At 54.1% G+C, this 25,925-nt stretch carries 28 protein-coding genes; 15 read left to right on the plus strand and 13 right to left on the minus strand.

Features of this window, described 5'->3' with window-relative positions; genetic code table 11:
* The 8 genes from BUA39_RS13510 to BUA39_RS13545 all read left to right on the plus strand — a co-directional run.
* Positions 1–315: integrase core domain-containing protein (locus tag BUA39_RS13510; RefSeq protein WP_165610528.1), on the plus strand; the 315-nt coding region annotated here is incomplete at its 5' end.
* Positions 316–353: 38 nt separating this feature from the next.
* Positions 354–1,112, plus strand: a complete 759-nt coding sequence (locus BUA39_RS17065) for a tetratricopeptide repeat protein (protein ID WP_341349552.1) — start codon at positions 354–356, stop codon at positions 1,110–1,112.
* A 608-nt stretch (positions 1,113–1,720) separates the two neighbouring features.
* Entirely contained in the window at positions 1,721–2,779 is a 1,059-nt protein-coding gene (locus tag BUA39_RS17070) for a PIN domain-containing protein (RefSeq protein ID WP_341349556.1), read from the plus strand.
* Positions 2,780–2,833: 54 nt separating this feature from the next.
* Positions 2,834–3,022 (plus strand): hypothetical protein, encoded by a 189-nt coding sequence (locus tag BUA39_RS13525; protein ID WP_072793755.1) that lies wholly within the window; start codon positions 2,834–2,836, stop codon positions 3,020–3,022.
* A gap of 437 nt (positions 3,023–3,459) precedes the next feature.
* Positions 3,460–4,545, plus strand: coding sequence for an ABC transporter substrate-binding protein (locus BUA39_RS13530; protein ID WP_072793756.1), 1,086 nt, complete (start codon positions 3,460–3,462; stop codon positions 4,543–4,545).
* Positions 4,546–4,565: 20 nt separating this feature from the next.
* Positions 4,566–5,420: an ABC transporter permease gene (locus BUA39_RS13535; protein WP_072793757.1), complete on the plus strand. Its 855-nt coding sequence runs from the start codon at positions 4,566–4,568 to the stop codon at positions 5,418–5,420.
* A 3-nt stretch (positions 5,421–5,423) separates the two neighbouring features.
* Positions 5,424–6,266 (plus strand): ABC transporter permease, encoded by an 843-nt coding sequence (locus BUA39_RS13540; protein ID WP_072793758.1) that lies wholly within the window; start codon positions 5,424–5,426, stop codon positions 6,264–6,266.
* A gap of 13 nt (positions 6,267–6,279) precedes the next feature.
* Positions 6,280–7,317: an ABC transporter ATP-binding protein gene (locus BUA39_RS13545; protein ID WP_072793759.1), complete on the plus strand. Its 1,038-nt coding sequence runs from the start codon at positions 6,280–6,282 to the stop codon at positions 7,315–7,317.
* A 24-nt stretch (positions 7,318–7,341) separates the two neighbouring features.
* Here the strand turns inward: BUA39_RS13545 and lhpI are convergent, their stop codons facing one another.
* From lhpI to speB, 3 genes are read right to left on the minus strand one after another with little or no spacing between them, the layout of a single operon-like run.
* Positions 7,342–8,286: a bifunctional Delta(1)-pyrroline-2-carboxylate/Delta(1)-piperideine-2-carboxylate reductase gene (gene lhpI / locus BUA39_RS13550; RefSeq protein ID WP_242648605.1), complete on the minus strand. Its 945-nt coding sequence runs from the start codon at positions 8,284–8,286 to the stop codon at positions 7,342–7,344.
* A gap of 3 nt (positions 8,287–8,289) precedes the next feature.
* Positions 8,290–8,634: a RidA family protein gene (locus BUA39_RS13555; RefSeq protein WP_072793760.1), complete on the minus strand. Its 345-nt coding sequence runs from the start codon at positions 8,632–8,634 to the stop codon at positions 8,290–8,292.
* 11 nt (positions 8,635–8,645) lie between these two features.
* A complete protein-coding gene (gene speB, locus BUA39_RS13560; protein WP_072793899.1) occupies positions 8,646–9,689 on the minus strand; it encodes an agmatinase in 1,044 nt (347 codons plus the stop codon).
* Between the two features lie 169 nt (positions 9,690–9,858).
* Between speB and BUA39_RS13565 the strand changes: the two genes are divergently transcribed.
* Positions 9,859–10,737, plus strand: coding sequence for a LysR family transcriptional regulator (locus BUA39_RS13565; RefSeq protein WP_072793761.1), 879 nt, complete (start codon positions 9,859–9,861; stop codon positions 10,735–10,737).
* Between the two features lie 591 nt (positions 10,738–11,328).
* On the opposite strand, the gene BUA39_RS13570 is transcribed toward BUA39_RS13565, so the two are convergent.
* The 7 genes from BUA39_RS13570 to BUA39_RS13600 form a co-directional block, all read right to left on the minus strand.
* The gene (locus BUA39_RS13570; RefSeq protein WP_072793762.1) at positions 11,329–11,586 is read right to left on the minus strand and encodes a hypothetical protein; all 258 of its coding nucleotides are present in this window, start codon (positions 11,584–11,586) and stop codon (positions 11,329–11,331) included.
* A gap of 20 nt (positions 11,587–11,606) precedes the next feature.
* Positions 11,607–12,299 carry a NapC/NirT family cytochrome c gene (locus tag BUA39_RS13575; RefSeq protein ID WP_072793763.1) on the minus strand — a complete coding sequence of 231 codons (693 nt, stop codon included), beginning with the start codon at positions 12,297–12,299 and terminating at the stop codon, positions 11,607–11,609.
* Positions 12,300–12,323: 24 nt separating this feature from the next.
* Complete coding sequence (locus BUA39_RS13580) at positions 12,324–12,755, minus strand: nitrate reductase cytochrome c-type subunit (protein WP_084605002.1); 432 nt, start codon at positions 12,753–12,755, stop codon at positions 12,324–12,326.
* 29 nt (positions 12,756–12,784) lie between these two features.
* Positions 12,785–15,277 carry a nitrate reductase catalytic subunit NapA gene (napA, locus tag BUA39_RS13585; RefSeq protein ID WP_072793765.1) on the minus strand — a complete coding sequence of 831 codons (2,493 nt, stop codon included), beginning with the start codon at positions 15,275–15,277 and terminating at the stop codon, positions 12,785–12,787.
* Positions 15,264–15,545, minus strand: a complete 282-nt coding sequence (locus tag BUA39_RS13590; protein ID WP_072793766.1) for a chaperone NapD — start codon at positions 15,543–15,545, stop codon at positions 15,264–15,266. Before BUA39_RS13590 ends, napA begins: the two co-directional genes overlap by 14 nt.
* Positions 15,542–16,051: a ferredoxin-type protein NapF gene (gene napF / locus BUA39_RS17105; RefSeq protein WP_072793767.1), complete on the minus strand. Its 510-nt coding sequence runs from the start codon at positions 16,049–16,051 to the stop codon at positions 15,542–15,544. Before napF ends, BUA39_RS13590 begins: the two co-directional genes overlap by 4 nt.
* Positions 16,052–16,183: 132 nt before the next feature.
* Positions 16,184–16,897, minus strand: coding sequence for a Crp/Fnr family transcriptional regulator (locus BUA39_RS13600; protein ID WP_084604989.1), 714 nt, complete (start codon positions 16,895–16,897; stop codon positions 16,184–16,186).
* A 731-nt stretch (positions 16,898–17,628) separates the two neighbouring features.
* On the opposite strand from BUA39_RS13600, the gene BUA39_RS13605 reads away from it, so the two are divergent.
* From BUA39_RS13605 to BUA39_RS13630, 6 genes are all read left to right on the plus strand, one after another.
* Positions 17,629–19,365 carry an ABC transporter substrate-binding protein gene (locus BUA39_RS13605; protein ID WP_072793769.1) on the plus strand — a complete coding sequence of 579 codons (1,737 nt, stop codon included), beginning with the start codon at positions 17,629–17,631 and terminating at the stop codon, positions 19,363–19,365.
* A 99-nt stretch (positions 19,366–19,464) separates the two neighbouring features.
* The gene (locus BUA39_RS13610) at positions 19,465–20,526 is read left to right on the plus strand and encodes an ABC transporter ATP-binding protein (RefSeq protein ID WP_072793770.1); all 1,062 of its coding nucleotides are present in this window, start codon (positions 19,465–19,467) and stop codon (positions 20,524–20,526) included.
* A gap of 9 nt (positions 20,527–20,535) precedes the next feature.
* Positions 20,536–21,642, plus strand: a complete 1,107-nt coding sequence (locus BUA39_RS13615) for an ABC transporter ATP-binding protein (RefSeq protein ID WP_072793771.1) — start codon at positions 20,536–20,538, stop codon at positions 21,640–21,642.
* The gene (locus BUA39_RS13620; protein WP_072793772.1) at positions 21,639–22,502 is read left to right on the plus strand and encodes a carbohydrate ABC transporter permease; all 864 of its coding nucleotides are present in this window, start codon (positions 21,639–21,641) and stop codon (positions 22,500–22,502) included. The genes BUA39_RS13615 and BUA39_RS13620 overlap by 4 nt, the downstream gene beginning before the upstream one ends.
* 13 nt (positions 22,503–22,515) lie before the next feature.
* Complete coding sequence (locus tag BUA39_RS13625) at positions 22,516–23,313, plus strand: carbohydrate ABC transporter permease (protein ID WP_072793773.1); 798 nt, start codon at positions 22,516–22,518, stop codon at positions 23,311–23,313.
* A gap of 1 nt (position 23,314) precedes the next feature.
* Positions 23,315–23,593 (plus strand): DUF2160 domain-containing protein, encoded by a 279-nt coding sequence (locus tag BUA39_RS13630; RefSeq protein WP_072793774.1) that lies wholly within the window; start codon positions 23,315–23,317, stop codon positions 23,591–23,593.
* Positions 23,594–23,730: 137 nt separating this feature from the next.
* On the opposite strand, the gene BUA39_RS13635 is transcribed toward BUA39_RS13630, so the two are convergent.
* The 3 genes from BUA39_RS13635 to BUA39_RS13645 all read right to left on the minus strand — a co-directional run bounded on the left by BUA39_RS13635 (position 23,731) and on the right by BUA39_RS13645 (position 25,885).
* On the minus strand, positions 23,731–24,216 hold the full coding sequence (locus BUA39_RS13635; RefSeq protein WP_072793775.1) for a GNAT family N-acetyltransferase: 486 nt from the start codon (positions 24,214–24,216) through the stop codon (positions 23,731–23,733).
* A gap of 174 nt (positions 24,217–24,390) precedes the next feature.
* Positions 24,391–25,503, minus strand: a complete 1,113-nt coding sequence (locus tag BUA39_RS13640) for a M56 family metallopeptidase (protein ID WP_072793776.1) — start codon at positions 25,501–25,503, stop codon at positions 24,391–24,393.
* Entirely contained in the window at positions 25,493–25,885 is a 393-nt protein-coding gene (locus BUA39_RS13645; protein WP_242648607.1) for a BlaI/MecI/CopY family transcriptional regulator, read from the minus strand. The genes BUA39_RS13640 and BUA39_RS13645 overlap by 11 nt, the downstream gene beginning before the upstream one ends.
* Between the last annotated feature and the right edge of the window lie 40 nt (positions 25,886–25,925).

The raw sequence follows: 25,925 nt of genomic DNA on the forward strand, positions 1-25,925 counted from the left end.
CGCTCGCCGCCGAAGGGCTGCATCCATCATACGGATCGCGGATCGCAATATTGTTCTCACGATTATCAGAAGATCTTGCGCCAAAATGGGTTCAAAGTGTCGATGTCAGGCAAGGGAAATTGTTACGACAATGCGGCAGTCGAGACTTTCTTCAAGACCATCAAAGCTGAACTGATCTGGCGGCGTTCATGGGAAACGAGGCGGCAGGCCGAAATGGCAATTTTCGAATACATTAACGGGTTCTATAACTCGCGCCGGCGGCACTCAGCATTGGGCTGGAAAAGCCCGGTCGCTTTCGAACGGAAAGTAGCCTAAACGAGCACATGGGGCGGCACAAAAACGCGACAGGTCCAGTGGCGCTGGACCTTGGTTGTGAAGACATACTGGATCGCGTCTTTCAGCTGCCATTTGAAGACAAGGCCATCATGCAGTTGGAGTGGGCCATTCGAGAACGCGATTGGGCCGAAGCCATCTCAGTCGTCGAGATGAACGCGGAAGACATCGAACGTCCCTCCGAGATTCCGGTGGACACCCTTCTCGAGGTGCTCGGAGCGATTGAGGCGTCTCAGTCGAATGATGCTGAAGCAATCCTTGCAATCGCTGAAGGGCTCAAGGATGCCGCATCAATGCTGACGACGAGCCTGCTCTGCAAACGAGCCGGCATGGACGATGTCGCCGCGGATCTCGTTCGGCGAGCCCTGGATATGGGTCCGCCGGACAGCAGATTCCTGAGGCTTCAACTCGCGGAAGCCGCCGCAAAGCTGGATTGGCAAGAAGACGTGATCGACCTTCTCGATGGGCACGTCGACCCTCAGTTGCCTGGACACGAGCGCTTTCGACTAGCGGTTGCCCATGCGCGCGTGTCGAAACCTAGGCAGTCCGGAGAAACCTTCTTCTCTCAGCTGCGTCGCTACGCTGATGGCGACGTAGATCTTCAACGGGCCGGAGGCCACTTCTTCGTCGCGCTCGGAAAGCCACGGGAGGCCGTTCCATGGTTCAGACGCGCTCTGAACCTAGAGCTGACCAACGCGTGCATCATCTTGGCGCTCTGGCAAGCTTTAGGCGCTCCAATCAGAGACGAAGGGCGGACGAACTTCTTGATGCGGTCGTAGTCGAAGACCTGAATGGCGAGCCAAGCGACCAACTGAAACTCATTCAACTCCTATGGCGCCGTGGACGTGCGGATGTCCTCGAGCAAGCCTATGAAGTCGTAACGCACAATGAGGATAATCCAGAGGTTTGCCTGGCGTTCTTCGGGATGATGCTGATGGATGCGTTTGATGACCGCGCTCCGGAGCTTCCTCAACATGGCGTTGTCGAACGTGGAGCATGGGTGAGCCTTACACGGCCCGATGGTGACCCGTTCGAATTCGTCGTGGCGGAAGAAGAGGACCAAGCGCGGCAGCATTTTAACGCAACAAACGCAATCGTTGCTGCGGCGGTAGGCCAGTCAGTCGGAAATGTGTTTACAACCGATACAGGCTTGAAACCATCTGAATGGACGGTGGCGGAGATCAAGCCCAAAGCACTCCACCTCTTTCACAGGCTTACAACGTCCTTCCAAGCTCGCTTCCCGGAACAGCGCGCTTTTCAATTTATGAGGATGATCGATGGCGATATCGAACCGATCCTCGATGTCATTCGCGAAAGAGGATCATTTGTCGAACAGCTCTTCGCAAAATACCGCGAGCATCCGCTTCCTCTTGGTGCGTTGGCCCAAATGTCGCCTGCGAGTCTTCCGGAGATTGCTTTCAGCTTGGGGCAGTCGGGCAATACACTCTTTATCGCGACCGGCCATCCGCATGATAGGGAGGTCGAACGTCTCCCTCTCGGAAAGGACGATTGTGGTCCGCTCGTACTTGATAGCATCACGGCATGGGTACTCGCGAAATTGGATCTTCTTACCTGTGTCGCGAACACGTTTGGAGGCGTCCTGATTCCTGTTTCCGCAATCGATGAATTGCGCGCATGGTCCGAGCGTATCGGGGAAGCAGCCTCGGAATCGATGACGTTGCACTCGGAGGGTGACCGCATCGTTCGCACGGATCACACCGAAGACGCGCGCAACTCGATGCGAGCGGAAATCGATGAAGTTGTAGCAAGAATTGATGAAGGCGTGACTTCGGTCGGCATTGGAATACCCGAGTTCGAAGACACGCAGGTTCGGCAGATGGCTGATCTCCTAGGAGATCAGTTTGACACCGTGTCCGTGGCAACCCGCGAGGGCGGAACAGTGTTGTCCCTCGATCTTCGGTTCCGACAGGTTGCGCGTGAGATCGCGGGCTTGAATGCAGTCGGGATCGATGCGCTATTGGATCAACTGCTCGAGGTCGAAGCCATCGACACGGAGCAACATGCCAAGAGCATGATGGACTTGGCGGTGCAGGGCTGCGGGGTTCTTTCGGTGAATGCCGGTCTACTATTGGCAGCATTCCGAGCTGATCAATCCGACAACAAGCGGGGTTTCCAGATTCTGGTAAGGTTTCTCGGCGGGCGAAATGCCGAACCGATAAGTCATCTCACCGTCGCGGCCGCCTTTGCGGATCTCACGTTTCAAGAACTTCCAGCGCTTAAGGCGCAGTCTGCCACCGGACATGTGCTGCGTGCGTTAGTGCGGTTGAACGGGATTGCGGCAGACCAGATAGTTGAGGCGTTTTCGGCGAGATGTCGTGACTATCGTGTTCGACGATATGCGCGAGAATGGACTCGCGGTCATTTCTTTCACTGCAGTCCCAGCACCTCTGATCTGTCTGACGTCAGCGCCTATGGGTCCAAATAGCGTTATTTGCTAAGAGAGTGTTTGTTGCTCATCGTATCCACCGAGGAGTGGAAGATGAGAAAGACAACGAAGAGCCCCGGCGAGAAGATCGTCAAAGACATCAAGCGCGCCACGCGCAAACACTATTCATCTGAAGAGAAGATCCGGATCGTGCTGGATGGCCTGCGTGGCGAAGATGTCCGTCGTCAGGTATTAGACTCCAAAGCAGACGCAGCGCCTTTTTCGCGGCGACTGCTCCAATGACTACATTGTTCCATTTCGTATGATGTGGTCAGTTCCACGCGACGGCACGATAGAGACAGATTCTTTGGCTCGGACTTGCGCAAAGGAATCGGAAATAGTGCGGAACAACGCTGCGCATCTAGAACGGCTGAGCCTCGCAAAGTGCAACCGTAGACTGCCAACCTGCACTATCACAGGAAATCAGTCTCCTGCATGAACCCCAAGCAAATAGCATCAATCACAACTCAGCGCGTTCGGCTTTCCGATACCGCCGCATTTCTCGTTATTTCGCGCAAAAATTCAGCGAAAGGCCTGTTGTCTGCTAAGAAAAATAGCGTCGCTAGAACATTGCTTAATTCCGCAAGTTATCTTCGTTTATTTGCAATTTTCTCAAGTTAACTTTTGCTCTCGAATGGCGTCGAAAACAAAAAACCAGCAACCCAACAGGAGTTTCGGACGTGAAATACACTCTAACAAGACGCGGCCTTCTTAAGACCGGCGCAGGTGCGGCTGCGGCTTTGGCGGCACCTTCCATCCTAAATGCCAGCGGTAGCCTTTCTGGCAAAGAAATCCGCCTACTGACCTGGTCGGACAATACCGGTCTCGCGATCCTGGAAAATATTGCCAAACCGTTTGAGGAAATGACCGGCGCTCGGGTGATTGCGGATCGCACGGGCTCAACCTCTGAGATGGTTGCCAAACTGCGGGCGTCTGGCGGCCGAGCGCAGTATGACGTGATCACGCTTGCAGGTGTCGGCGCGGTTGAACTGGCGGGCGACGGGCTGCTGGCCAAACCCGACCTGAATCAATTGCCGAACCTCGCTAAGGTTGATCCGCGTTTCCGTACGGGTGCCGATGGTCACGGCATTGGATATCTCCTTTGGACTGGCGGGCTGATCTACAACACCAAGACCTTTAAAGAGCCACCAAAATCTTATGCCGAGATGTGGGATGCGTCCTACAATGGCCGCTTGTTCCTGCCACCTGCGACCTGGACCGATGCGCTGGACACGATTTATGCAACCGGCAAGATGATTGGCGGCGATGGCACAAACAGCGAAGAGGCCTTTGCCAAACTTGCAGAGTTGCGCAGCAATATCCTGACATTTGGCGAAAACCCTGCGCAGTTGTCAGAGCTGTTCCGCTCTGACGCGCTGGACATCGGTGGCGTTTATGCGCCAGCCTTCTTTGCTAAAGAACTCGCCAATTCAGAGCAGTCTAATATGGGCGCAACCTATGACGTCGAAGAAGGCTTCTTTGCCGATCTGATGTACACCATCATGCCAAAGGAAAAGCCCGGTGCGGATGACGCTGTGCATGCCTTCATCAACTACACGCTCGACGCTAAAGTTCAGGGTGTTATGGCCGAGGCCGTTCTGAACGGTCCGATCAACCAGGAAGCCGTTATGAGCGAAGCAGCCAAAGCCAGCCCATTCATCGTAAAGCCTGAACAGTTGAGTGATAAGGCCGTGGTGCACGACAAAACGTTTATCGCCGACGTACGTGAACAATGGATCAGTAAGTATCAGCAGACTCTTTCATGACGTGTACTCTGAGTGAATAGATGTCGACGACAACTCTGAAGACATGGCAGGCGTATGCGTTCGCAGCGCCTGCTTTCATTGCCTTGCTGCCGTTTCTGGTGGCTTGTGTATTTATCCTGCGGTTTTCCCTTTCAGGGGAGAGCACCGCGATCGAAGGCTTCTCAATCCGTGCCTACCAAGACCTAATGACGCCATTTTTCGGGCGTTCAGTGTGGCTCACGTTAAGGCTCGCGCTGATTGCAACCATTGCGGTGATGTTCATGGCGGTGCCTTTGGCATTCCTACTGACCAGCCTCACCTCTCCGCTGACGCGACGCCTACTGACCGTTACCATCCTGCTGCCTATGATCCTGAACCTGCTGGTGCAGGCCTATGGCTGGACCTTGCTGCTTGGTCCGTCTGGTGCGCTGAACAAGGTACTGCAGTCACTCGGGCTGATTGAGCGCCCACTGTTTTTGCTCTTTAACGAAACTGGCGTTTTGCTTGGCTTGATCCAGACCTCGTTGCCTTTGGCCGTCTTTCCCATTGTCAGCGCTGTACGCGGCATCTCTCGCGAACATCTAGAGGCCGCAAGTTCGTTGGGGGCCAACAATTGGCGCGTTCTAAAAGATGTCACGCTGCCCTTGCTGCGCCCTGCATTGGTGGGGGCGGGATCCATTGTGTTTGCCTTTAATGCCAGTGCATTTGCCATCCCGCTGCTCTTGGGCGGACGTCGTGTGCAGATGTTGGGGGTGGCCATTCGCGACATGATCTCTCCGTTGTTCAACTGGTCCGGCGCGGCGGCGGCGGGGATGATCTTGATCCTGATGACGCTGTTGGTTTTGGTCACCTCGGCTTGGTTGGTGCGGGTCACGACAGAAAAGACGAAAGGTTAGCCTATGCGTGTTGCGCTTCTTCCCACCGAACATGGCGGCAGCTATCGCTTTGTGATGTTGGCCTTGGCCGTGGTTGGAATTCTGGTGTCAGCCCTGCCGGTCTTGGTGGTCACCATCATGTCGTTTTCCGCGACTGACACTTCAGGTTTCCCCCCAAGCTCTTATTCGCTGCGCTGGTATGGTGACGTGTTGCAGTTGTTTACGAGCGACGACCCATCCAGTGCACAGTCGGTGGTGGATTCCACTATCACAAGCCTGGTGGTTGCGACGATTGTTATGGTGATTTCCACCGGCGTCTGTATTCCGCTGGCCTATGCGCTAGCGCGCGGTCAGCGCAAGGTGCGCGCAGGGATGGAACTGTTGTTCACCTTACCATTGGTGTTTCCTCTTGTGATGCTCGGGATTGCCTTTCTGTTGATCGCAGAGAGTCTCGCTTTGGAACTGGGTATTTGGCGCATAGCCATCCCCCACGTGGCTCTCGTACTTCCGTTTGTGCTGCGCAATTGTCTAAGCGCAATGAACGGCATCAGCGTGGAACTCGAAGAGGCCGCTATCTCTCTCGGTGCTTCGCCGATGCGCGCGATTTGGGATGTCGTGATTCCCTTGATGAAGGCGGGGATTTTGGCCGGTCTTATCTTTGCGCTCATCATTAGCTTTAACGAGTTCACGATCACCTTCTTCATGTACACAATCGACGTGAATACACTGCCGATCTGGATGTACAGCCGCACCGTGTCGTCGCTGGATCCTTCCACGCTTGCGCTTTCGGTTTTCATAATCGCTGCCGATGTTCTGCTGATTGTCTTGGTCGACAAGCTGATTGCAGGCAAAGGCAATCTCTTTTGAAAGGGTCTTATCAATGACCGATACTCATCTTCACATTGAGGGCGTTTCCAAATCATTTGGCGATGTACAGGCGCTTTCGAACATTGATCTAAAGGTGGACCGAGGCACCTTTGTCTGCCTTCTGGGACCTTCTGGCTGCGGCAAGACCACTTTGCTGCGGATAATCGCCGGGTTTGAGCAAGCGACCAGGGGGCGACTGTTGCTGGATGGGGCAGACATCACAGCCCTCGCTCCACACAAACGCGGGTTTGGGATGGTGTTTCAATCGCTCGCCCTATTTCCGCATATGTCGGTAGCACAAAATATCGCCTACGGGCTGAAGTTGCGCAAAGCGAGCACGCAAGAGCAGAAAGATCGCGTCGAGGAGCTGTTGAATGTAATCGATCTGCCTCACATTGCAGACCGGCCTGTTTCGGCGCTCTCAGGCGGTCAGCGCCAGCGTGTGGCGATTGCAAGGGCCTTGGCGATCCGACCAAAATTGTTCTTACTTGATGAGCCCCTGTCGGCGCTCGATGCAAAGCTGCGCGATAGTATGCAGATCGAGCTGCGCCGTCTCCAGCAGAGCTTTGGTGTGACGACGGTTTTGGTGACCCATGACCAAACAGAGGCAATGATGCTGGCGGACGAACTGGTTGTGCTGAGCGAAGGTATTGTGCAGCAGACAGCCGCGCCAAGTGAAGTGTATCAAAACCCGTCCAGTCCGTTTGTCGCGGACTTTATCGGCTCTGCCAATATCTTGCCCGGTGTCAGCAGCAATCGCAAAACGCTAGACGTGCTGGGCGTTGATACTGGTGTCTCTGTAGATCAGTCACCTGGTTGCCCTTTGCAGGCCGCTATACGGTCCGAGGCGATATCGCTGCAAAAGGTGGAAAACGGCGGGATTGGCACCGTGTCATTTGCCCGCGACTTGGGCCCAATAACAGAGTGGCTTGTGCAAGCGCAGGGGCACGAAATCCGCGTTCGCGGAAATTCAAACGCCCTTTCTCCTCGGGTCGGCGACAACGTGTCATTGGCGTTCGAAAAAGAGCGGATTACGGTGTTTTCCGCCTGAGAAGATCAAAGACTTTGGCTGGGGTCAGCCTGCCAAAGTCTGATAGGCCAGCATTGCGCCAGCCAAATCTTCAAGTGCAGCACCAACAGATTTGAACAAAGTGATTTCTTGATCCGACACGCGACCAGGGTGCGCGCCGCGGCACAAATCGTATAAGTCGGCCTTCACATGGTCCTTGTGAATTGCACCAGCGGCAAGCGGTTGCAAAATGTCGCCTCCCTCTGCGAAAACGCCATCAAAGGTATCTGCAAAAACGGTGGCTTTGCGGACGGCTGAATCGTCGGTTTCGCGCATGTCCCTTTTGAATGCGCCAATCAAATCCAGATGTACGCCCGGCGCAAGCCAGTCCCCTAAAATCAAGGGTTTTCGCGACAAGGTACAGCATGAGATTAGGTCGGCTTCACGCGCCGCAGGCTCCAAAGCTGTTACGGCTGTGGCCGGAAATCCATTGGCCCTGGCTTTGGCTGCCACCGCGTGAGACTGCTCGGGACGACGCGCCCAAATCGAAATCTCTTCGAAACGGGTCCCAATTGAATGCGCCTCAATCAAGTGCGGTGCCAGCGCACCCGCGCCTACAATCAATAGTTTACGTGCATCTTTTCGTGCCAGATATCGTGCAGCCAACGCAGAGGCCGCGGCAGTGCGCCGAGCGGTCAGTTCAGCGCCATCGAGTATGGCTTGAATAGCGCCCGTCTTGGCGCAGCTCAGGATATAGACACCGGAAATCGCGGGAAGACCGCGGTCGCCATTGCCTGGCACTACGTTTACCATCTTGACCCCAAGATGATCACCAACTTTCCAAGCCGGCATCAACAGCAACGTGCCGGCCTCTTCGCCGGGAATTTCAAACGAGTGATGATGGCGCACCGGCATCTCGCAGCCAGCCTGAAAAAGCTCACCGATTGCATCAATCAGCGGCCCCATAGGCAGAGCCGCTGCTGTTTGCTGTGCGTTTAACGTAAGCACCATGGCTTAATCTTTGGTCGCAACGATCATGACTTCAACCAAAAACTCGGGCGCGACCAGTCTGCTTTCGACACAGGCGCGCGCGGGTGGATTCTCTGGGTCAATCCATGCATCCCATACCGCGTTCATCTCACCAACAGTTCCGATGTCTGACAGCCAGATTTGGGCCTGCAGGATGTTGGATTTACTGCTGCCCGCCTCAGCCAGCAGGCGGTCCACCTCAGCGAGCATCGAGGTGGTCTGCGCGGTCACATCAGGGCCTTCGCCAATCTGACCGGCGAGGTAGATCATGTCCTTATGTATCACAATCTGGCTCATGCGCGTGTCAGGTTCAATACGCGTGATTGTCATACTTAGTCCTTTTATTTCTTAGGAAGGGAGGGGGAAAATTGCATAAGGCTCAGGATCTCAAACAGCATTTGAGCCCCGTTCTGAGCGGTATTGGACGTGGCGTCATAGGCAGGGGCGACTTCGACGACATCTGCGCCCACAAAGTTCACTCCTTTGAAGCCACGGATCAATTTCATGGCTTCGCGCGGGGTTAGTCCGCCGACTTCGGGCGTGCCTGTTCCAGGCGCAAATGCCGGATCAAGGCTATCAATGTCAAAAGATAGATAGGTGGGGCCATCACCCACAACATCACGCGCCAAAGCGACAATCTCGGGCAGGCGTTCTTCGGTAATATCTTTGGCTTCAATGACGGTCATGCCTGACAGAGTCGAAAACTCCCAGATGTAACCTGCTGCACCGCGAATGCCGATTTGAATGGTCCGCTCAGGGTCTAGGACCCCATCAAGCACGGCGTTGCGAAAAGGGCCGCCGTGGTGAAACTTTTCACCCTCGTAAGAGCCACCTGTGTCGCAATGTGCATCGATATGGATCATGCCGACAGGCCCTTCGGCGCCAACGGCACGCAGGATGGGATGGGTAATCGAATGATCGCCCCCCACCGCCATGGGCAAGACGTGCTGCGTGACGATGTTTCGGGCGAAGGCTTCAATATCTTCATGGCTTTGAGCCAGATCGAACCGGCTGCGAAAGGGAACATCGCCGATATCCGCCACCGCCATTTCATGCAGCGGTGCGGTTTCAAGGGCATCATTGTAGGGTCCAACGCGTTCAATCGCGCGCAAGGCACGTGGACCAAACCGTGCTCCGTTGCGGTTTGTGACGCCCAAGTCCATGGGGACGCCGAACAGTGCGACTTGCAGATCTTGTATCGTTTCTACAGGTTTCTGAGGTGCATCCAGCAAAGTTGGGATCCCCGCGTAAGGGGCAGGACGACGACCGCCTTCGGAAAAGATTTGATCCGCGATGCGTTGATATTTAGGTGTGAAAATCGTGCCTCCATCTGCTTCCGCAAACTGTGCTCTCAGATCTTCCAGTTTTTTGGTCTTATCTGTCAAAAACTCACCCCTTTCCGTTGCTTCTTTCTGTTTCCAAGAAGTCGATGGTTTTATAAACTGGAAATGAGGCAAATTTAATTGCATTAGATCGCAAGTAAAATCGGAGGTCGAGTTGGCACGAAGAAAACGGATATTTTCAGGGAATGTAACCGAAGCTGACCTGAAGCTGATGCGGGTTTTTAGAACCGTAATTGAGTGTTCTGGCCTTTCGGCGGCTCAGATCGAATTGGGTGTCGGGGCGTCGACAATCTCACGCCAACTGTCCGATTTGGAAACCCGATTGGGCATACGTTTGTGCCACCGTGGCCGCGGAGGTTTTTCGTTGACGCAACAAGGTGAGCTGGCGCTTGAACATATCGATCGCCTGCTTGCCGCCGCAGAGGAATTCTCCACCAATATCGCTGCAATCAACAACGAACTGGTGGGGCAAATCAACATTGGCATGATCGATTATACAGTGATCGATACACGTAATCCGCTTGTCCCTGCGATTAGTGCGTTTCGGGAACGCGCCCCAGAAGTCAATGTCAGCCTGATGACCGGTACACCGACCGAGGTTGAACGGGGAGTCATGGACGGAAAACTGCACATCGGGATCGTCCCAGATTATCAAAGACATCCAAGTCTGAATTACGCAGAGCTTTATGATGAAGAAGTTGGTCTTTATTGCGCGGCCAATCACCCGATTGCTGCGAAACTCCAAGCGGGGGAGGATATTTCCGAAAGCCAAGTTACGAAACACGCTTTGGTCCACCGTGGCTATTTTGAAAGCGACCGGCTGCGCGCCCTGAAACAGCATTTTCCTGTGGGAACAGTCGCCTATCAAACAGAAGCTGTTATGGCGCTCGTTGGCTTTGGTTTGTACCTCGGATTCTTCCCTGCGCACTGTAAACACACGGCGCAGTTTCAATTTTTAGAAGTTCTACCCGATGTTTTCGGCTTTTCGACTCCAATCATGGCGATCTGGCGCAGAGACCGAAACCAGTCGCAGATTTTGCAAGAGTTTTTAGATCTCGTGCTCAATAGCAAACAGCGGACTGCGGTCTGACCTTCGTAGGTCTAATGAACTGCAGGTCCAAATGCAGCGTTCACTGATAAGGACGAGGACCAATTGCAGCACATTGTCTGATATTGGGGCAGGGCAGTATATGGCGGTTACCATTCATCGAAATTCCCGACGTGTCCTCGGATGGGCTGGCAGCTACCCAATGAAACGCGACATAGCGATCCGGATGTTGAGAATGGCTATCACGTAGCACCGACCACCCTAGGTCTGCATCCTCTATTTGGATTGCGGTCGCCAATATTGTTCGCACGTTTACCAGAGGATCCTGCGCCAACACGGCTCCCCGAAGTCGATAAGAAACAATGGCAATCGCTATGATGCCACGTGGGTTCAAACTTTCTTCAAGACGATCAGGGTTGAGATGCTGCGGAACATTCGTGGCCGACGCGTCACGGAGCCGTGATGGCTATCTTCCATTGCGTCAAAGGGTTCTACAATCCGCGGCGAAAGCATTCACCATTGGGCCGTAGACGCTCTTTGCCTTCGAACGAAAAGCGGCCTAATTGAGTAGCAGGGGCGGTACAAAAACGTGGTAGGTCCAGGGTTCAATGCACCGCCAACGCATACCGGCAGTCAAATCAAAACGCCCTTACGGCGGATCGCACAGCCAACAAGGCACGCAATGATACCGATCAAGATAGAAATCACCATCTCGATGGCATCAATTTGGCTAAAGTCAAATTTCGCAAATAATAATGCTTCGAGAAGCCCAATGAGCGCGCCGCCCAATGCGGCAAAACCCCATTTCCTCGTCATCATGCCGAATGCCAGACCGAGGATGCCCGGAAGGCTCAGCATGTTTGCGCCGATCATACCCAATATTTGCAACATCTCTTGCCCCTTCTTTGTTCTTATTGATCCAGATAGGTCCTGATTTCGTCGCTTTTGGCCTCGGAAAAGGTCATCTCCTCACCCAGTTTGGGCACCCCCAGCGCCTCTGAAATCTTTTGATATTCTTCTTGATATCCAGTGGGTAAGCTATGCGCGATGCCTTGGTGGCAATCGATACAGGTCATACCTGTGTCAATCGCGCGTTGGTGTTCAGCTGCGGCGCGCCGCTCTTGAATCGTGAAATCCATGTATTCGAACTCATGGCAGTTTCGGCATTCGCGGCTATCGCTGGCCTTCATTTTCTTCCAGACAGCGGCTGCCATCTTTAGCCGTCGCTCTTCGTATTTTTCAGGTGTAGATATGCTACCGATGGCTTCGTGGTAAACGTCCTTCACGGCCACAATCTTGGCTTGCACCTTATGCTGCCATTCTTTGGGCACGTGGCAATCAGAACAGATGGCGCGGACGCCGGAATGATTGTTGTAGTGGACTGTTTCGCGATATTCACCAAGGTTGGTTTCCATCGTATGGCAAGAGACGCAGAACTCCTCGGTATTGGTCATCTCGAGCGACCAGTGGAAACCGCCCCAGAACAGGATTCCGGCCAAAAAGCCCGCAATCAGGGTGAAGCCAACGCTTAAGACGGCTGCTGGACTCCAAAACCACGTCCAAAGCCGCTGCAGACGATTTTGTTTGTCAGACGAATTTGCCATGACAGTCTCTCCTCTTGCTTGGGCTTAGTCTGTGCTGGATGGTTGGAAAATATTATCGACCAACGGCAGAGCATCGGCTTGCGGCACATGGCATTGGTTACAGAAGTAGCGCGTGCCCGCGATATGATCGAGTTCCGCCCCATCGCGATCCAGATAGTGGGTCATCGACAGGGTTGGTGCATCGCGTTCACCGGCTTTTGTCCAGTCGTGGCAGGCGAGACATTGGTTCACCTTAAGGTCCATCTGGTACTGGTCGATGGAATGCGGGATCAACGGCGGCTGTTGCCGGTAGTTGCGCTGCATCCGTCGGTCAACGGTGCCCGGGATTTCGGCTGTTGTAACCGGCTCATCGACATCGGCACCGCGCAGATTGGTCACTGATTGCGCAACGGCAAAGCCCGCCAACGTGATTGCTGCTGCAAGAACGCCAGCTCCTAGAACTTTGGTCTTTCTCATGGAAAACAGTTTCTTAGACATGGGACACCTCACGCGCGCTCGACTTTACAGGCACATTTTTTGAAGTCGGTTTCTTTTGAAAGCGGACAGGTCGCATCCAGCGTCAGCTTGTTGGTCAATTGGCCTTCGTCAAACCAAGGCATGAACACCAGGCCGCGTGGCACTTTGTTACGCCCACGGGTTTCCACGCGGCTGTTGACCTCGCCCCGTCGCGTCGACAGTGTGATTTCTTGCCCGCGTCGCAGCCCACGCTCGCGTGCGTCTTCCGGGTGCATGAAGACAACGGCAGATGGGAACGATTTATGCAGTTCAGGCACACGGCGTGTCATTGAGCCAGAGTGCCAGTGTTCCAGCACACGCCCAGTGCAGAGCCAAAGATCAAACTCTTCATCAGGCTCTTCCGCAGCGGGTTCGTATGGCGCGAAGATGATATTCGCTTTGCCGTCCGGCTTCCCGTAAAACCGTACGCCTTCGCCCTCGGGAACATAGGGGTCGTGCCCTTCGCGGAAGCGGTATCGTGTCTCTTTCCCATCAACGACAGGCCAGCGCAGGCCCGGGACCTCGTGATAGGTGTCAAACGACGCCAGGTCGTGGGCGTGGCCCCGTCCAAATGACGCGTATTCTTCGAAAAGGCCTTTTTGGACATAGAACCCGAAGTGCTCGGACTCGTCGTTGTCAAACCCATCGTAGGTTTCTGATAATGGGTATCTGTCGACAGAGCCGTTGGCAAAGAGCACGTCATAGAGCGTTTTACCTGCCAGCTCAGGCTTCTGAGCAACAAGGTCTTCGCCCCATGCTTCTTCGACAGTGAAGCGCTTTGAGAATTCCATCAGTTGCCAGAGATCAGATTTTGCCTCACCCGGAGCCTTAACCTGCTGCCGCCAGAACTGTGTCCGGCGCTCGGCATTCCCGTAGGCGCCTTCTTTTTCCACCCACATGGCTGTCGGCAGGATCAAATCTGCGGATGTCGCTGTAATCGTTGGATATGGGTCAGAGACCGCAATGAAGTTTTCTGGGTTGCGATAGCCCGGAAGGCCTTCTTCGTTGATATTAGGTGCCGCTTGCATATTGTTGTTGCACTGCACCCAATAGGCGTTCAATTCGCCGTCTTTCAGCTTTCGGTTTTGAAGAACGGCGTGGAAACCGGGCTTTGCAGGAATGGTGCCGGCGGGAACGTTCCAGGCGGTTTCACAGATCTCTCGGTGCTTGTCGTTCATCACAACCATGTCGGCTGGCAGGCGGTGAGCGAAGGTGCCCACCTCACGCGCAGTGCCGCAGGCCGATGGTTGGCCGGTCAGTGAGAACGGAGAGTTGCCGGGTTCGGAAATTTTGCCGGTCAATAGGTGGACGTTGTACATCAACCCGTTCACCCAAGAACCACGCGTGTGCTGGTTGAATCCCATGGTCCAAAGGCTCATGACCTTGCGATTTGGGTCTGCGTACTGCTGGGCGAGGCGCTCTAGTTTAGCGGCTGGGACACCGGACATCTCGGAGACACGTTCAAGCGTGTATTCGGAAACCGCTTTGGCGTATTCTTCAAAACTGATCTTCTCAAGCGCCCCGGAGTTTGGATTTTCTGCTTCTTGCTGCAGCGGGTGCTCATCGCGCAGGCCATAGCCAATATCGGTGGCCGTTTTGGTGAAATTGACGTGTTTTGAAACGAACTCTTCGTTCACGGCACCGTTCTGAATGATGTAATTCGCGATGTAGTTCAAAATCGCCAGATCGGTTTGCGGCGTGAACACCATGCCATTGTCAGCCAGTTCAAAGGAGCGATGCTCGTAGGTCGACAGAACATGCACCTCTGCACCGGGTTTGGTCAGGCGCGTGTCGGTAAGCCGCGACCAAAGGATCGGGTGCATTTCCGCCATGTTAGAGCCCCAGAGAACGAAAGTGTCCGCAGCTTCTAAATCGTCATAACAGCCCATTGGCTCATCAATGCCGAAGGCGCGAATGAAACCGACCACGGCAGATGCCATACAGTGGCGCGCATTCGGGTCAATGTTATTGGAGCGGAAGCCTGCCTTCATCAGTTTCGCGGCCGCGTAACCCTCCCAGACTGTCCACTGACCGGAGCCAAACATCCCAACACTGGTTGGGCCTTTCGTGGCCAACGCTTCTTTCCATTTCTGCGCCATAATGTCGAAGGCTTCGTCCCAGCTGACAGGTTCGAATTCGCCGTTCTTATCGTAGACACCGTTGGTTTTGCGCAGCATCGGCTGGGTCAACCGGTCCTTGCCGTACATGATTTTCGATAGGAAATAGCCCTTGATACAATTCAGACCTCGGTTGACCGGCGCGTTCGGATCACCTTGGGTCGCAACGACACGCCCCTCTTTGGTGCCGACGAGAACTGAACAACCGGTGCCGCAAAACCGACACGCCGCCTTGTCCCAGCGAATGTCCGGCGCGCCTTGCTGTGCGACGGCCCCTGATCCGGAAAGTGGGATACCTGCAGCCGCAGCAGTCGCAGATACAGCCGAGGCTTTCAAAAAGGTTCGGCGGGAGTCAGAGATGGTCATGGGCAAGGCCTCCGGCGGGTTGTGGTATGATTTCGGGGTGTTCTTCAAAGTGATGATAGGTCAGCGTCAGCGACAGCACGCCGGGCACCTGATGCAGTTCCATGATGGTCTCAGAGGCGCGCCGTTGGTCCGTGTCTTCCACGACAACCACAAATCGCCCGTCCTTGGAAACGGCGTGCACCTCGACGCCCTTGAAAGCTTCAAGCTTGGACCGAACATCTCCGGTCGTGCTTGGATCAATGTGCACAAGGCAGCCGCAGATGTTCATGCCATAGCCTTTTCTTTAGGGAGGATTGTCTGAAGAGTGATGGCCGAAACGGGGCACATCGAAAGGCATGCGCCACAGCCATTACAACGGGTGGCATCCACCTTGACCTGACCAACGGGCCCGCTGTGTAGATCAAAACGGAGCGCGCTTATCTCACAAACGTCGGTGCAGCTCCGGCACGTCACGCCCTGATGTAGAAGGCAGGTGTTCTGCAGTACGGCTTTCAGCTGCCAAGGTGGCTCAGATAGGTCAAATACATCTTCATCACAGGCCGCAGCACATGCTTCACAGAAGGTGCAAGCCCCAAGCGAAAAATCGACTACCGGTGTCCCTGCGGGCCCTGCGACAAGGATCGCTTCCGGGCAGCTTCGAATGCAGTCCGCGCATGAAGTGCATGCATGTCTTATTCGCATTTCTGTCGACCAAGGCGGCCGAAACGCTCCGTTACGCGCACGGCGATTGGCCGATGCGCTTGGCTGTAAACGGGTGTCGTCTGTTAGTTCCACTGTTGGCTCAATATTCTTAGAGCGGCGGAAAAATTACGCAGAACACCTACGCAATTGTCTCCTCCCAAAGATTCTTGAACAACTTAAATCAGGACGCCGAAATCGCTCTTGATCAAAGTCAAGAACGGGAGCCTAAAGGAATTCCGAAGACAGTTTTATTAAGGCCTTTCGGTCACGGACCGTGATGACTCTCTTTTCCAGGCTGACACCATGCGATTGTAATTGTTTGAAAAGCCGCGACAATGTCTCCGGTGTGACGCCCAACAGTGCTGCCAGAATTTTCTTTTCAAAAGGCACCTCAAGCCGCGCTGAAGTTTGCTGATCGTCGGTCGCGGTGAGGATATATTGCACCAAGCGTTCCTGCGCAGAGTTGGTTTTCAAACTTTCAATTTGCCGAACAAGCTTGTGCAAATGTAGCACTATGCCCGCCAGCACCGCCTCTGCGGTTTCGGGCTGTTGCAAGATGGATTGCTTTAGAATTGGTTTGGGCACGCGCAGCACAACGCTGTCTTGCAGTGCCGATGCTGTCGCCGGATAGGTTGCGTCATTGAAGGCAAGCGCTTCAGCAAAACTGTGACCTTCGTGAAAGATTTCGATGACGGCTTCGCGACCATCGATCTGATTGATTGATAGTTTGACTGTACCTGAAAGCACGCAATATACGCCGTCGACGGTGTCCCCTTTATGAAAAAGAACCTCCCCCGAACTCATGTGAATGCGATCTGAATTTGAAAGAATGGACCTAAGCAGCTGATCAGGCAAAGCACCGAAGAAGTGGCTTGAGCAGATCCGTTTCAGCTCGAGTGGAGTGAACGTGTTTTGCAACGCATGTTGTGACATTGGCATCTGAACGCCTCCAAATTTGCCTTAAGTAACAGACTTTCATGAGGTTTTGTCAAATGGCGGCTTAAGCCGACGAACTGTTATGTTTTGATCGGAACTTGTCGTCTGAAGAACTTGAAACTGCCCAAAGCAAACATTTGCTTGCTCCTGAGCGAGCGTCAGGTTCCCGCCATACATGATTTCAAAGGAATTTCCCGCGATGGATCGTTGTCCTTCCTCGTGAGTTGGCTGATCACGCATCGTGATCTGGTCCCGTGGTTAGGGCAGTCTCAGCTCAACTAAGCGGCATCCTTTTGTGGTTTTATGTTGGGTTTTGCTTTTTTCCTCCTCCAATGCGTCGCTGGGCCTGTGTATCTCAGGCATGGAATTTGGGGGCATGCAGCGTTACAAAATTTCATCCAGAGCTTGATGACGCTCAGGCCGTGAAGCTGACACTGTGCACTTCGAAATGGATCGTCCGCAGGCTGATCTTTGCGATCGGTTTTTGCGAGATGTAGCAATGCGAAACGCATTTTTAGATGTCTTAAACTCGATGATTCACAGGGAGACTGTCGCGCATCGCGCCCATTGGCGTTCGAGAAAAGATGTAAAAAATATAGTTTTAACAGTGGTTTGGGGAAATTTTGTCTTGCGAAAATCTATCTACTAATTTTTTAGTTGACGAAATTTGATTCGTTTGTCACGTTTGTGAAACCGGCCAAGGCTGGTAAAAATAGTTACATTGGGAGGAAAAGATGCGGACGTATCTTCTTTCCGCAGTGGCGGCGGCTGCCGTAATTGCGGGTACACACTCGGTTTATGCCGATGAGGCGGCAGCCAAACGTTGGATTGATACCGAATTCCAGCCATCCACGCTCAGCAAAGATGAGCAGATGTCTGAGATGCAATGGTTCATCAAGGCAGCACAGCCTTATTCGGGCATGGAAATCAACGTTTTGTCCGAAGGCATTCCAACACACGGCTATGAAGCCGAGGTGCTGACGAAAGCCTTTGAGGAAATCACTGGCATCAAAGTGAACCACCAGATCCTCGGCGAGGGTGAGGTTGTTCAGGCGGTGCAAACCCAGATGCAGACCAAGCGCAACCTCTACGATGGTTACGTAAATGACTCCGACTTGATCGGCACACACTCTCGTTTGCAGCTGGCTTACAACCTGACCGACATGATGGCGGGTGACTGGGCAGACACTACGTCCCCGACTCTGGATTTGGACGACTTCATGGGCACCCAGTTCACCACCGGCCCAGACGGTGACCTCTATCAGCTGCCAGACCAGCAGTTCGCGAACCTCTATTGGTTCCGCAAAGACTGGTTTGATCGCGAAGACTTCCAGCAGGCTTTCAAAGCGAAATACGGCTATGATCTGGGTGTTCCAGTCAACTGGTCCGCTTACGAAGATATCGCTGAGTTCTTCTCTAACGATGTGAAAGAAATCGACGGCACCGCCATCTACGGCCACATGGATTATGGCAAACGCGCCCCTGACTTGGGTTGGCGTATGACCGATGCCTGGCTCTCTATGGCAGGCGCTGGCTCCAAGGGGGAACCAAACGGTGTTCCAATCGACGAATGGGGCATTCGCATGGAAGCGGGGTCTTGTAACCCAGCCGGCGCAAGCGTAACGCGTGGTGGTGCGGCGAACGGCCCAGCAGCGGTCTATGCGATCCGCAAATGGGACGAATGGCTGCGGAACTATGCCCCTCCTGGTGCGGCTTCCTTTGACTTCTATCAGTCCTTGCCAGCTTTGAGCCAAGGCAACGTCGCGCAGCAGATCTTCTGGTACACAGCCTTCACTGCAGACATGGTGAAACCACAGTCTGAAGGCAACAACACGGTGGATGCCGATGGCAACCCACTGTGGCGCATGGCTCCATCTCCGCATGGCCCATATTGGGAAAAAGGCCAGAAGGTTGGCTATCAGGACGTGGGGTCTTGGACCTTCCTGAAGTCCACACCATCTGAGCGCGCACAAGCGGCATGGCTCTATGCTCAGTTCGTGACGTCCAAGACCGTTGATGTGAAGAAATCCCACGTTGGTCTGACGTTCACACGCGACTCTTCCGTGAACCATGCGTCCTTCACTGAACGTGCCCCAAAACTGGGCGGTCTGGTTGAGTTCTACCGCTCCCCTGACCGTGTTGCATGGTCTCCAACCGGTGTGAACGTGCCTGACTATCCAAAGCTGGCACAGATCTGGTGGCAGCAGATTGGTGATGTGAACTCCGGTGCATTTACTCCGCAAGAGGCGATGGATCGTCTGGCTGAGGAAATGGACATCACTATGGCCCGTATGCAGCGTGCGGACGAAGCTCAGAACGTCTACGGCGGCTGCGGTCCTCGTCTGAACGAAGAGCGTGACGCCGAGTGGTGGTTTGAAAACGGCGGCGCAAAGCCAAAACTGGCGAACGAAAAGCCACAGGGTGAAACCGTGAAATACGACGATCTCGTCGCGCGCTGGAACTCTAACTAACCGCTAGCAGCAACTCCCCGTTGCTAGGCCAAGGCTGGGGTCCGCGAGGCCCCAGCCGCTTTAGCCGGAAACGGCACTCTCCAAATCCAAAGGTGCACAATGGCACTTGTATTGAACAATATCACCAAGGTGGTGCGGGGTGTGACGCACATCAAACCCACCAGCCTGACGTTGGAAAAAGGTCACTTCAACGTGTTGCTCGGCGAAACGGGCGCAGGCAAAACTTCCCTCATCAAGATGATGGCTGGGATTGACCCCATCGCATCCGGCACGGTTGTGATGGATGGCAATGACATCACGAAACTGAACACACAGAAACGGCGTATTAGCCTCGTGCATCAGTTCTTTGTGAACTACCCACACATGACGGTTTTTGACAACATCGCCTCCCCGCTACGCGTGGCTGGCATGTCGAAGTCAGAAATTGAAGGGCGCGTGGGAGAAGCCGCTGATATTTTGAAGCTTGGCCCAATGCTGCATCGTCGCCCGCATGAGCTTTCTGGCGGTCAACAACAGCGCTGCGCCTTGGCGCGTGCGATTGCCAAAGACAGCCAGGCAGTATTTCTCGATGAGCCGCTGGCGAACCTCGACTATAAGCTCCGTGAAGAACTACGCGAGCTGCTACCTGAACTCTTTGCCGATCGCGGCGCTGTGGTTGTCTATGCGACCTCAGAACCTGAAGAAGCCCTCTTGCTGGGTGGTGAAACAGCGCTGATGGTGGACGGCAAGGTCGCGCAATTTGGCCCAACCGCTGAGATTTATCGCGCGCCAAGCAGCCTGATGGCGGCGCAGGTCTTCTCTGATCCGCCCATCAACCACGCCACCGTCCGCAAGCAGGGCAGCGCCTTTCATTTGGGCGAGGTTTCTTGGGCCGCTGTTGGTGATGCCGCGGGGCTGACTGATGGTGACTACACCGTCGCCATTCGCCCAAACCATGTGCTGCCAAACGTCTCTGCTGAGGCGCGCGTGGCCGTGACGGGTACTGTTGGCGTGACTGAGCTGTCCGGTTCTGAAAGTTCCGCGCACTTTGAGTTTGGCGACAACGGTTGGGTTTCCCTGGCGCATGGCACCCATCCTTACAGCCTGGGTGAAGATCACACTTTCTACATGAACACCGACGCGTGCCTTTACTTTGCACTCGACGGAAATCGCGTGGCCTAGGGGGACATTATGGCCAAAATCACACTTAAAAATCTCAGGCATTCCTACTACACCAATCCAAAGGGGCCACAGGACTTTGCCTTGAAAGAAGTCGATCTAGACTGGCAAGACGGCGGCGCCTACGCGCTGCTCGGGCCATCTGGTTGCGGCAAATCCACTTTGCTAAACATTATCTCGGGCCTGTTGGTGCCCTCTGAGGGGCAAATCCTCTTTGACGGCAACGACATGACCACGGCGACGCCTGATCAGCGCAACATTGCACAGGTGTTCCAGTTCCCGGTGATCTACGACACGATGACGGTGCGCGAGAACCTAGCGTTTCCGCTGAAAAACCGGGGCGTGGACCCGGCGACCATTGATCAGCGTGTTTATGAAATCGCTGAGATGTTGGAAGTCACCGACATGCTTGACCGCCGCGCGGCGGGCCTGTCCCCGGACAACAAGCAAAAGATCTCTATGGGTCGTGGCCTCGTACGTGATGACGTGAACGTTGTGATGTTTGATGAGCCACTGACCGTGATCGACCCGCATCTGAAATGGAAGCTGCGCACCAAGCTCAAGGAACTGCACCAGCGCGTTGGTCGCACCATGATCTACGTGACCCATGACCAGACCGAAGCCCTGACTTTTGCGGATCAGGTTGTTGTTATGGAACTCGGCGAAGTGGTTCAGGTTGGCACACCTGTGGAACTGTTTGAGCGTCCAGCCCATACCTTTGTGGGCCACTTCATTGGCTCTCCAGGCATGAATGTTCTGCCTGCTGAGATTAAAAACGGTGTCGCTCATTTCTATGGGCATCCGGTCGAACTGGAAGGGCCAATAAAAGAAGGCACCTCTGGCAAGCTCGAAGTGGGCATTCGTCCGGAGTTTGTGGGTCTTGGCGATACAGGCATCGAAGCACATGTGCGCAAGGTTTCTGACATTGGCAAACACACAGTTGTTGACGTTGAAGTCGGCGAGCATCGCGTCTCCGCGATCCTGAATGGTGCACCGCCTGCCAAAGGCGACATCGTTCATCTGCAATTCAAACCAAGCCAAACGCGCCTTTATGCGGACGGGTGGCTTGCGACTGACGTTGTTCCTGAAAGCACTGCGACTGGGGAGGATGCAGCATGAAAACCGAAAACCAAAAGGCATGGTTCTTTGTCCTGCCGGTCCTCTTATTGGTTGCCTTCAACGCTTTGATCCCGATGATGACGGTGGTCAACTACTCGGTACAGGAAACCTTTGGCGATAACCTTTTCTTCTGGGAAGGCCTGACATGGTTTGAACAGATACTTAGGTCTGATCGCTTCCACGCGGCGCTTGGGCGTCAGTTCATGTTCACCGCATTGATCCTGATTATCGAGATCCCTCTGGGCATCGCCATCGCGCTCTCTATGCCGCGCAAAGGCTTCTGGGTGCCGGTCTGTCTGGTTCTGATGGCTCTGCCGATGCTGATCCCTTGGAACGTTGTTGGTGCGATGTGGAACATCTTTGCACTGCCAGACATTGGCCTCATGGGCTACTTCCTGAACCACGTTCTGGGCATCAACTATGACATGACCCAAGACCCTGTGGCGGCCTGGGTGACCATCATCACCATGGACGTCTGGCACTGGACCTCGCTGGTTGTTCTGCTGGCCTACGCAGGCCTCGTTTCGATCCCAGACGCCTACTATCAGGCGGCCAAGATCGACGGCGCCAGCAACTGGAGCGTCTTCCGCTTCATCCAGCTTCCAAAGATGAAGAACGTCCTGACCATCGCGATCCTGCTGCGGTTTATGGACAGCTTCAACATCTACACAGAGCCGTTTGTTCTGACCGGCGGCGGGCCTGGCAACTCGACCACGCTCTTGTCCATCGACCTCGTGAAAATCGCCCTTGGGCAGTTTGACCTTGGCCCGGCGGCAGCGATGTCTCTGATTTACTTTGCAATCACGCTTTTGGTGTCTTGGCTGTTCTACACGCTGATGACCAAAGACGATCTGAACTAAGGAGGGCGATCACATGCAAAAACGATCTCTCGTTCCCATTCTCTACATCTTCTTCCTGATGCTGCCGATCTACTGGCTCGTCGCGATGAGCTTCAAAACCACCAATGAAATTCTGTCGGGATTTTCTTTGTTCCCTCAGACGTTTACCTTGGAGGCCTATAAAACGATCTTCACCGATCCGACCTGGTATTGGGGTTACATCAACTCGATCCTTTACGTTTCGATCAACACGGTGATCTCCATCGCGGTGGCCTTGCCGGCAGCCTATGCCTTCAGTCGATACCGCTTTCTGGGTGACAAGCAGCTATTTTTCTGGCTGCTGACCAACCGGATGGCACCTGCTGCTGTCTTTGCTTTGCCCTTCTTCCAGCTTTACTCGGCTGTGGGCATCTTTGACACGCATCTTGCGGTGGCTCTCGCACACTGTCTTTTCAACATTCCGCTGGCGGTGTGGATTTTGGAAGGATTCATGGGCGGCGTTCCAAAGGAGTTGGACGAAACAGCCTTTGTCGACGGTTACAGCTTCCCACGTTTCTTTGTTGCGATCTTCATCCCAACGATCAAAGCCGGGGTAGGCGTCGCTGCATTCTTCTGCTTCATGTTCTCATGGGTGGAACTGCTGCTCGCGAAAACCCTGACAGCCGTGGAGGCCAAACCAATTGCCGCCACGATGACCAAAACTGCCTCCAGCGCGGGCTATGAACTTGGGCTTCTCGCGGCGGCCGGGACATTGACCATCATTCCGGGGGCCATCGTGATTTACTTTGTCCGTAATTACATCGCGAAGGGCTTCGCGATGGGGAGGGTTTGATATGCTGAGTTGGATGGCATGGACCTGGCCAACAGCGGCCGTTTTCATCGGAATTTTCAGCGCCATTGGCATTCTGGTCATGCTGGAAATCCGCAACCCCGGTGGGGATGAACGTCAAGGTATTCTGGGTCTCACCACCACTCGAGGAGATCGCCTGTTCCTGACCTGTCTGGGGACAAGCTATATCTTCCTGCTCTGGATTGGCCTCTTTGGCATGCCCCTTTGGGTGCCTTTGGGATTGGCGATTTTGTGGGGGATCATCGCTTTCTGGAAAGTCTGAGTTTCCGCTTTTCTCAGACCTTTCGCAAAGGCTCGGCGTTTTCGTCGGGCCTTTTTATGTCCGCTTAGCGGGACGAAGCGGACTATCCCGTTGAGAATTTGAATGTCCGCTCCGTACTGACTAACCAATTGACTGGTTCAAAGCTTCATAGACATCTCGTGCCAAGTCATTCCTCCGTGGTCGGAAGCGGATGGCTGTAAGTAGCTGTATCCAAATCTCTCGTAGAGTGGGACGTGATGCTCCTTGCACATGAGATAGATTGTGGATTTACCCATCCTTTTCATACGCCTGACGAATTCGACCATCAATGCACGTGATAGACCTTTTCCCTGATGCGCGGGATCAACAACGACAGACATTATGACCACATTTGGAGCATCGGGGTCATGCCCAACAAGCTCTTTGAACTCCTCATCAGACATTTCGACGTCATGTGCACATCCGCAATTCACAAAGCCAACTATCTCGCCTTCTACCAAAAGAATTAGGAAGCCATCGGGGTAGATTTCTATCCTCTTGGAAATTTTTTCGAGGGTCGCTGCCTCGTCACCTTCGTAGGCGTCGGTCTCTATTTCAAAGCAGCGCGTTGCGTCGGTAGGTTTGGCGTTTCGAAATTCGTTCATGCGCCTACACTATTTGGGATGGAACGAGTTGCAAAGCCACCGTTCCTACTCTTCGCAGCATCCGGTGATTTGGGGCTCAAACGGACCTTCGTCATCGCGAGGATAATAATCTGGGTTCTCAGATCGACCTGTAGGAAGAAAGAAATAGAAAATCCCAGACCGGCCAGACGAGCCTCACCAACTCCGCTGAGCCAACGTATTCAGCTCATTCAATCGATCCAAATTCGCCACGGTCGATAGCATGATCCGATCATGACTCCACTCTGGTGGTTCAGCCAAAGCAGCGGCCCCGAACAGAACTCCTGCTGCCATGAACACCGACAAAGCAAAGGCGAACCAGATCGTCTCACGCTTCGGGTCTTCCTGATCATGCGCGATCTCAAGAATGCGCTCTTTCAGGATCGAGCGACGACCGATGAATGGAATGCTGCGCCCGACCAGAGGTACGCCCAGCGCCGTTGGTTGCGCACGTGTCGCGAGGCTTTGGCGCGCAATGCTGAGTAGGCGTAGAGAATAGCCATGCGCGTCAAAACCGCTGCGCGCGAGGTAGGCGCGATCACACGCCAACTCGCCCAGCTTCCGCAAGCGGCTGGAAAGGAACCAGAAGCCGGGGTTCAATACGACCAATGGAGAGAGGAAAGAGAGCAGTACCTCAGCATCCACATCGCCTTGACGAATGTGCTGCATTTCATGACCCAGCGACATTTGCATCGCTTTGCGATCGCCGCCAAATCCCTGCGGGATAACGATGTAGTAGTACCACAGCCCACGCGTCGAGAACGGCACCGTGATATGTGGGCTCATGATTAGTTTCATGCGGCGCGAACGGTGCAGTACGCGGCCTTGATAGATGGAACGGCGGACGCGCCAGAGATTCAATAGTATATAGCCAAGGCGCAGGATCAGTGCAGATAGGAAGGCTGCAATCACCAACTGCGCAACCAAGGTGCGACCCGTTGTCAGTTGCTCCATCACTCGGGCTTTGATCTGGAAGAGATTATTCATCTCAATCGCTGAAATGCCAATATTGCCTTTCAGGACCTGCGCAACGATCACGTCGGTGGCGTTCACCGACGCGGCATAGGACGTCTTAGAGAGATACGGCATAATGAAGGGCAGGGTGCTCAGACATGCGATGGTCGCAACACCCAAACGTCGTCGCGTCAGGAAATGGCGTCTGTTGCCAGACAACCAAAGTATCCCTTCAAACACTGCAAAAACCAGTGCGGCCAACAGGATCATCAATTGGATCCAGATCGCCCCCCCTACGATTTGATCAACCGTCATCCTTTCTGATCCTTGTATCGATGATCTCTTTTATTTCCTGGATCATTTCGTCCGTCAGGTCTTCGTTATCCACCAGCCGTGCCACCAGCGCGGTTGGTGTTCCTCCAAACAAAGAGTCTGACAAATTCTTGAGGGACCTTCCCTCATAGTCTGCTCGTTGGATGACGGGGCTGTAGATCAGACTGCGATCTTTACGCTCTGAGCTGACATATCCCTTGTCTTCCAATATCTTCAATACAGTTGCAACCGAAGTGTAGGCGCGTTTGATGTCGCCCTCGAGTACTGCCATCACGTCGCGCACGGAACCGGTCTCGATCTCCCACAGGGCGACCATGAACTCCAATTCAACATCTGTGAGCATTTCACTTCGGCGACGTACCAATTTTGATCTCCACGGCAATTACTATATACTTAGTAGCGCA

The sequence above is a fragment of the Cognatishimia maritima genome (assembly GCF_900129685.1).
In the GTDB taxonomy this organism is placed as follows: domain Bacteria; phylum Pseudomonadota; class Alphaproteobacteria; order Rhodobacterales; family Rhodobacteraceae; genus Cognatishimia; species Cognatishimia maritima.